This window comes from Nocardiopsis sp. NPDC055824 (assembly GCF_053616335.1).
Genome location: NZ_JBSHDN010000287.1, coordinates 1 through 6253 on the forward strand (window position 1 = coordinate 1; position 6253 = coordinate 6253).

General features: G+C 74.3%; 7 protein-coding genes. 4 read left to right on the forward strand and 3 right to left on the reverse strand.

Annotation, left to right across the window (positions count from 1 at the left end; genetic code table 11):
* The first annotated feature begins 169 nt into the window (after positions 1-169).
* Positions 170-1183, forward strand: a complete 1014-nt coding sequence (locus ACWGL3_RS30275; protein WP_267947959.1) for a glycerophosphodiester phosphodiesterase family protein — start codon at positions 170-172, stop codon at positions 1181-1183.
* A gap of 77 nt (positions 1184-1260) precedes the next feature.
* On the opposite strand, the gene ACWGL3_RS30280 is transcribed toward ACWGL3_RS30275, so the two are convergent.
* A complete protein-coding gene (locus ACWGL3_RS30280) occupies positions 1261-1710 on the reverse strand; it encodes a VOC family protein (RefSeq protein ID WP_267947958.1) in 450 nt (149 codons plus the stop codon).
* 74 nt (positions 1711-1784) lie between these two features.
* Here ACWGL3_RS30280 and ACWGL3_RS30285 point away from each other — a divergent pair, with 74 nt between their 5' ends.
* Positions 1785-2396: a CGNR zinc finger domain-containing protein gene (locus ACWGL3_RS30285; protein ID WP_267947957.1), complete on the forward strand. Its 612-nt coding sequence runs from the start codon at positions 1785-1787 to the stop codon at positions 2394-2396.
* Between the two features lie 152 nt (positions 2397-2548).
* On the opposite strand, the gene ACWGL3_RS30290 is transcribed toward ACWGL3_RS30285, so the two are convergent.
* The gene (locus ACWGL3_RS30290; RefSeq protein WP_267947956.1) at positions 2549-3616 is read right to left on the reverse strand and encodes a hypothetical protein; all 1068 of its coding nucleotides are present in this window, start codon (positions 3614-3616) and stop codon (positions 2549-2551) included.
* A gap of 90 nt (positions 3617-3706) precedes the next feature.
* On the opposite strand from ACWGL3_RS30290, the gene ACWGL3_RS30295 reads away from it, so the two are divergent.
* Positions 3707-4432 carry a 3-keto-5-aminohexanoate cleavage protein gene (locus tag ACWGL3_RS30295; RefSeq protein ID WP_267947955.1) on the forward strand — a complete coding sequence of 242 codons (726 nt, stop codon included), beginning with the start codon at positions 3707-3709 and terminating at the stop codon, positions 4430-4432.
* Positions 4433-4784: 352 nt separating this feature from the next.
* Here the strand turns inward: ACWGL3_RS30295 and thpR are convergent, their stop codons facing one another.
* The gene (gene thpR, locus ACWGL3_RS30300) at positions 4785-5375 is read right to left on the reverse strand and encodes an RNA 2',3'-cyclic phosphodiesterase (protein ID WP_267947954.1); all 591 of its coding nucleotides are present in this window, start codon (positions 5373-5375) and stop codon (positions 4785-4787) included.
* Positions 5376-5465: 90 nt separating this feature from the next.
* On the opposite strand from thpR, the gene ACWGL3_RS30305 reads away from it, so the two are divergent.
* Positions 5466-6188: a sulfite exporter TauE/SafE family protein gene (locus ACWGL3_RS30305; RefSeq protein ID WP_452462082.1), complete on the forward strand. Its 723-nt coding sequence runs from the start codon at positions 5466-5468 to the stop codon at positions 6186-6188.
* The last annotated feature ends 65 nt before the right edge of the window (positions 6189-6253 follow it).

A 6253-nucleotide genomic window follows, 5' to 3' on the forward strand; every position in this document is an offset into this window, starting at 1 on the left:
CCGGCCGTCGAGCCGAGCGACTTCCTGGCGCACACCGCGTGCTGGTACCACTTGCTCACGGAGGTGTCCTCCCCGGTTCGCCCCAGGTTGCACAATGGTGGCCGACCGGTGTTCCCACGGGTCGGCCACCCTCTTTCCCGGCATCTCGGCTTCTCAGGACGGTTCGGCTGTGCGCAGGAACAAGAACAAGCAGGAAATCCCCATCAAGATCATCTCCCACCGGGGTGCGTCGGGGCACCGTCCCGAGCACACGCTGGCCTCCTACGAGCTGGGCGCCCGGTACGGCGGCGACTTCATCGAGATCGACCTGGTCGCGACCCGGGACGGGAAGCTGATCTGCCGCCACGAGCAGGAGATCGGCGGCACCACGGACGTGGGCGAGCGCCCGGAGTTCGCCGACCGGCGCACCACCCGGACCGTGGACGGGCGCGAGACCACCGGGTTCTTCGCCCAGGACTTCACCCTGGAGGAGATCCGGACCCTGCGCGCCGTGGAGCGCATGCGGGACGTGCGCGCCATGAACGCCCTGATGGACGGGGACTACGGGATCCCGACCCTGGACGAGGTGATCGGGCTGGCCTTCTCGCTCACCGAGGAGCTGGGGCGACCGATCGGGATCTACCCCGAGACCAAGCACCCCGCATACCACGCCGCCCAGGGCCTGGAGCTGGAGCCGGCCCTGATCGGGGCCCTGCGCGAGGCGGGGCTGACCGGCCCCGAGCCGGCCCTGCCGGTGTTCCTCCAGTCCTTCGAGGCCGAGAGCCTGCGCAAGCTCGCCGGGACGGAGCTCCCGCTGGTGTTCCTGCTCGGCACCGAGGACCGCTGGCTGCACTACACGACCCCGGAGGGCCTGGCCGAGGTCGCGGCCTTCGCCCGGGCCATCGGCCCCGCGAAGGGCCTGGTCATCCCCACCGACGAGGACGGCAACCTCGGGGAGCCCACCGACCTCGTCGAGAACGCGCACGCGGCCGGCCTGCTCGTGCACCCGTACACGTTCCGCAGCGAGAACCACTTCCTGCCCCCCGACCTGCGCTCGGACCGCGGGCCGAGCGACTACGGAGGCTTCGCCGCCGAGTACGAGGCGTTCTTCGAGCTCGGCGTGGACGGCGTGTTCACCGACTTCTCCCGGCACGCGTTCCTGGCGCGCGAGCACTTCCTCGACCCCCAGCCCGTCGAGGACTGACGGCCGCGACCGCCGGGCCGCTCCGGCGCCGGCCCCGTGTCGCGGGAGGCGCGCCGCCGCCCGGCCCCGGGCGGGCGTCACTGCACGTCGAACTCGTTCCCCTCGGGGTCCCGCATGGTGACGTGCGAGGCCCCGGGCTCGTCCACGGCCCGCACGAAGGTCGCCCCCAGGCCCTCCAGCCGCCTGACGGTGTCGGCCCGGCGCGCGGCCCCCACCTTCAGGTCGACGTGCAGGCGGTTCTTCACGGTCTTGGACTCCGGCACGACCTGGAAGAGCACGCGCCGCCCCAGCCCGATGCCGGTGCTGCCGTCCACCGGGTCGTCGGGGTGGCGGATGGCGACGACCGTGGCGAAGACCTTGCGCCCGTCCACCTCCCGGAGGTCCCCCTCCTTCACGAGCCCCTCCGCCAGCAGGCGGTCGATGAGCACGGTGTTGTCCTCGGGCTCGTACTCCATCGCCTGCGCCCAGAACAGCGAGAGGGCGACGGGGTCCGCGCAGTCCACCACGAGCTGCCATTCGACTGCCATCGGGGTTCTCCTCGGCTCTGTGGCGGGACCTTCCGGACATGGCCCCGACCGTTGATTCCAGTTATAGTGGTTACATGACCCGGGACACAACAGGCCTGCCGATGCGCCCCCTGCACGGCTCCCCCTTCGTCTTCGACCCCGGCGCCCTGTGCCTGGAACTGCTCGTCACCGGCGCCCCCGGCGCGTACGCGCACTACGAGATCCTCCACGGGCCCCGGGACCTCGCCGACTGGCTCGCCCTGTCCCGGCTCCGCCTGGACCCGGAGCTGGTCGGGGTCACCGAGGCGGAACTCCGTGCCGCACGGCGCCTGCGCGACTCGCTCTGGCGCCTGGCCGACGCGCGCACGGGCGGCCGCCCCCTCCCGCCGGAAGACGTCGCCGAGGTCAACCTGGCCGCGTCCCACCCTCCCCTGGTCCCGGCCATGGACGCCGGCGCGGGCCGGTCCTGGGTCCAGCCGGCCGGTGCGACCGCCGTCCTGTCCACCATCGCCCGCGACGCGGTCGACCTGTTCACCGGTGACCACGCCGACCGGATCCGCGAGTGCGGCTCCCACGACTGCCGGCTGGTCTTCGTGGACACCTCGCGCCCGGGCCGGCGGCGCTGGTGCTCGATGGAGCGCTGCGGCAACCGCCAGAAGGTCCGGGCGCTGCGCGCCCGCAGGGAGGGGGCGGAGGACCCGCGGTGACCGCGCGGCCACCGCGGTCCCGCGTCCGCGACGGGAACCGGCGGTGGGGAGCGCCACGGGCGGGATCCTCGGGACCGGTGTCCGCGCGGTGCGACGTCCCCGCCGCGTGTCCCGGGACCGGGCGTCGGCCCGCTGCGTCCCGGGGCCCGGTGTCAGCCCCGCCGGGCGAGCAGGACGATCCCGGCGATGAGCACGGCCGCGACGCCGGCCCCTCCCAGGATGAACGGCAGCGCGCTCCCGTCCCCGCCGCCGCCCTCCGCCGCGGTACCGCCGTCCTCCCCGTCGGAGGGCGCGGCCTCCGCCTCGACCTCCACCGGTTCGTCGGTCAGGTACCGGTCCTCCAGGGGGATCCGCCACACGGGGGCGTGCGGCCCCTCGGTGCCCGCCATGAGCGCGGTCCCGTCGGGGGTGAACGCCACCGACTCGCCCTGGTCGGACTCGGGAAGGTCGAAGGAGCCGATCGGCCGCCCGGGCACCCCGTCGGTGGAGTCGTAGACCGTGGCGCCCCAGTAGGTGCGGATCACGTAACGGGTGCCGTCCGGGCCGAACGCGGCGTCGGTGGCGAACAGCGGCGCGGAGTCGATCCGCTCCAGGACGTTCGCGCCCTCGGGGTCCAGGACCTCGGGGGCCGCGTAGAGGCCGCCGGAGAACTCCTTGGACACCACGTACACGCGCCCGTCGCGGGGGTCGATCATCATCGACTCCGCGTCCCGGCCGCCGTCCGCGTACGTGAAGGTGAGCGTCACCGGCTCGACCGCCCCGTCGGCGAGGACCGCCGGCTCCGGGAACCGGTACACCCTGTACTCGGCCCAGCTGCCGCCGAAGTTGTCGCCGATGTCGGCCACGAAGACCGCCGGCTCGCCGTCGGGCCCCTCCGCGACGGCGACCGCCTCCCAGTCGCGCCGCTCCAGGCCCAGGGAGAACGTGGCGAGCGTCTGCCCGTCCCCGTCGACCGCGTACACCTCGCTCGGGTGCTCGCCGCTGTCGTTGTGCGTCCACCACACGCCCTCGTGCAGCGCGGAGGGCGCGATGCCGCTGGACTCGGAGATCCTCGCGTCCTGGAACTCGAACGCCACCTCCGAGCCCTCCGGTCCCTCCCCGCCCCTCGGGTAGTCGACCCCGCCGCTCGGCGCGCCCGGGTCCTCGGGGGACGCCGAAGCCGGGGCGGCGGGAAGGGCCGCGAGCAGTGCGGTCGCGACCAGCGCGAGCGGTCTTCTCATGGACGACATCCTGCCAGGGGACGGCGGGGGTGGCTTGCGCCCGGGTGCGAACGGGCACATTCGGCTTACGGAGCGCCGTGAGGAGAGCCCATGAGGATCGTCGCCTGCCTGAACGGGGACCGCCGCCCCGGAGCGCACCCCGCCCTGCCCGTGTCCGTCGACCAGCTGGTCGCGGACGCCCACGCCGTGGTGGCCGCCGGCGCGGACGCCGTCCACGTCCACCCGCGCGACCCCGGGGGCGCCGAGTCGCTGGAACCGCAGGTCGTCGCGTCGCTGATGGAGGCGCTGCGGTCCGAGGGGCCGGACGTCCCGGTGTCCCTGACCACGTCGCTGTCGGCGGAGTCGGACCCGTGGCGCCGCTACGACCTGGTCCAGAGATGGGCGTCCCCGCTGTTACCCGACTCGGTCACGCTGAACCTGCACGAAGCCGGCTCGGTGGACCTGGCCCACCTCCTGGAGGACCGCAGGGTGGACGTGGAGGCGGGCGTGTGGACCGTGGAGGCGGCCCGGATCCTGGTCGCCACGAAGATGCGGGTGTCCGCCGTCCTGGTCGAGCCCACCCAGGTCGCGGTGGAGGACGCCGAGCGCAACGCGAACGCGATCCTCTCCCTCCTGGACCGGGCGCGGGTGGGCGCCCCCCGGATGCTGCACGGGACGGACGCGACCGCGTGGCCGATGCTGGAGGCCGCCGTGGCCTCGGGCCACGACCTCCGGATCGGCCTGGAGGACACCATGCGCCTCCCGGACGGCACGGAGGCGTACGACAACGCGGCGCTGGTGGCGCACGCCGCGAGCCTGGCCGCCGCGGCCGCCTGACCCCGGCCGGACCGGTCCGCCGGACGCCGCTCCGGGCGTGCGCGGGCGGCGCCCGCGCCGATCCCCGGGTCCCGGGCGATCTCGGGGAGGAGTCCGGCGACGACGGGGTCGTCGGCGCCGATCGCGAAGGCGGTGGGCGTGAGGCACACCGGCCGGCCGGAGCCGCCGGGAACGCGTGTCCCGGTCGTGTGTGGAGTCATGGCGGCACGTTAGAACCCTGACGCAGGCGTCAAGGTCAAGCGCCGGCCGGGCGGGGCTCAGCCGAGGAGGGCGCCCAGGACCACGATCAGCATGATGGAGCCGAGGACCACGGGCAGCAGCCACCGCTGCTTGCGGTTGTTGGTGAGCATGCTCATGACGTGCTGCGCTCCGGTGGTCGGGTGGGATCCGGCTCCCAGCCTAACGCCCAGGTCCGGACGGTCCGGTAGCGGTCCGCCGACTCGGGCCGGCTCTCCACCAGGTGCATCTCCTGCGCCTCCCACCTGCGGCTGCGCAGGGTCCCGAGGGAGTGGACGGTGCCGGAGAGGTCCCGCGCGGGGCGGCTGCGGGCGACCGTGATGTGCGGCACGTACGGGCGGTGGTCGACCTCGATCCCGATCCGGTCGGCGGCGGCTCTCAGGCGGCCGACGAGGATGCCGAGCGCCTGGGTGTCGCCGTTGACGCCGGCCCACAGCACGGAGGTCCGGGCGTTGCTGCGCGGGAAGGTCCCCCAGCCGCGCGCCGCGAGCTCCAGGGGCCGCCGGTTGCGGGCCACCCTCCCGAGCGCCCCGGTGAGGCCGGGCAGCAGGTCGTCGTCGACCCGGCCGAGGAAGAGCAGGGTCAGGTGCCATTCACCGGGAGGCGTCCACCGCAGGTCGGGGGTGTGCCTGCGCCCCCGGTCGACGGCCTCGCGCACCGTCTCCACCACGTCCGGGGGAGGCGCCAGGGCAACGAACAGTCTCATCCCCCCATCCTTCCCTCCCGTGTCCGCGTCCGCATCCCGGGGAGTAGGGTCTGCGGGTCCCCGCCGCAGCGCCCCCGGAGCCGCCCGCCCATGCTCGTCATCTCCTGTGTCTTCGTGGTCCTCGCCCTGGGGTCCCTGGTGCGCACCACGACCGGGTTCGGCTTCTCGCTGGTGGCGGTGCCGCCGCTGGCCCTGCTCGCGGACCCGGTGACGGCGGTGGTGGTGGCCGGGCTGATGTCGGCGCCGGTCAGCGTGTGGATCACCGCCCGGGACCGCCAGCACGTGGACCGTCGCCTGGCTGCCCTGTTCCTGGGGTTCGGGCTGGCCGGGGTGCCGTTCGGCGTGTGGCTGCTCGCCGTGCTGCCCGAGCGGGCCCTGATGGTGGCGATCGCCGTGATGGTCCTGGTGGGGACGTTCCTGGTGTGGCGGAGGACCCCCATCCCCGGCGGGACCCCGACGCTGGCGGGGGTGAGCGCCCTGTCGGGTGCGTCGTTCGCCTCGACGGGCATCGACGGCCCGCTGATGGTGGCGGCGCTCCAGGGGAGCGGGCTGGAGCCCCGCGTGCAGCGGGCGACCCTGTCGGTGATGTTCTCGGCGACGAGCGCCGCCTCTCTGGCGGGGTTCTGGACCAGCGGCAGGCTGACGCCGGAGGTCGGCTCGCTGCTGCTGGTCGGGGTCCCCGCGATGCTGGTCGGCATGGCGGTGGGCGAGCGGGTCTTCCGCCGGCTGGACGCCGAGCTGTTCCGCCGCGCGGTCCTGTGGCTGCTGCTGATCAGCTCGGTGTCGGTGGTGACGCGGGTGGTCACCTCCTGACCGGTCCGGCGCGGCCCCCGGAGGACGCGGTCTCCGGCCGTGCCCCGAGGGCTGCGGGGCACGGC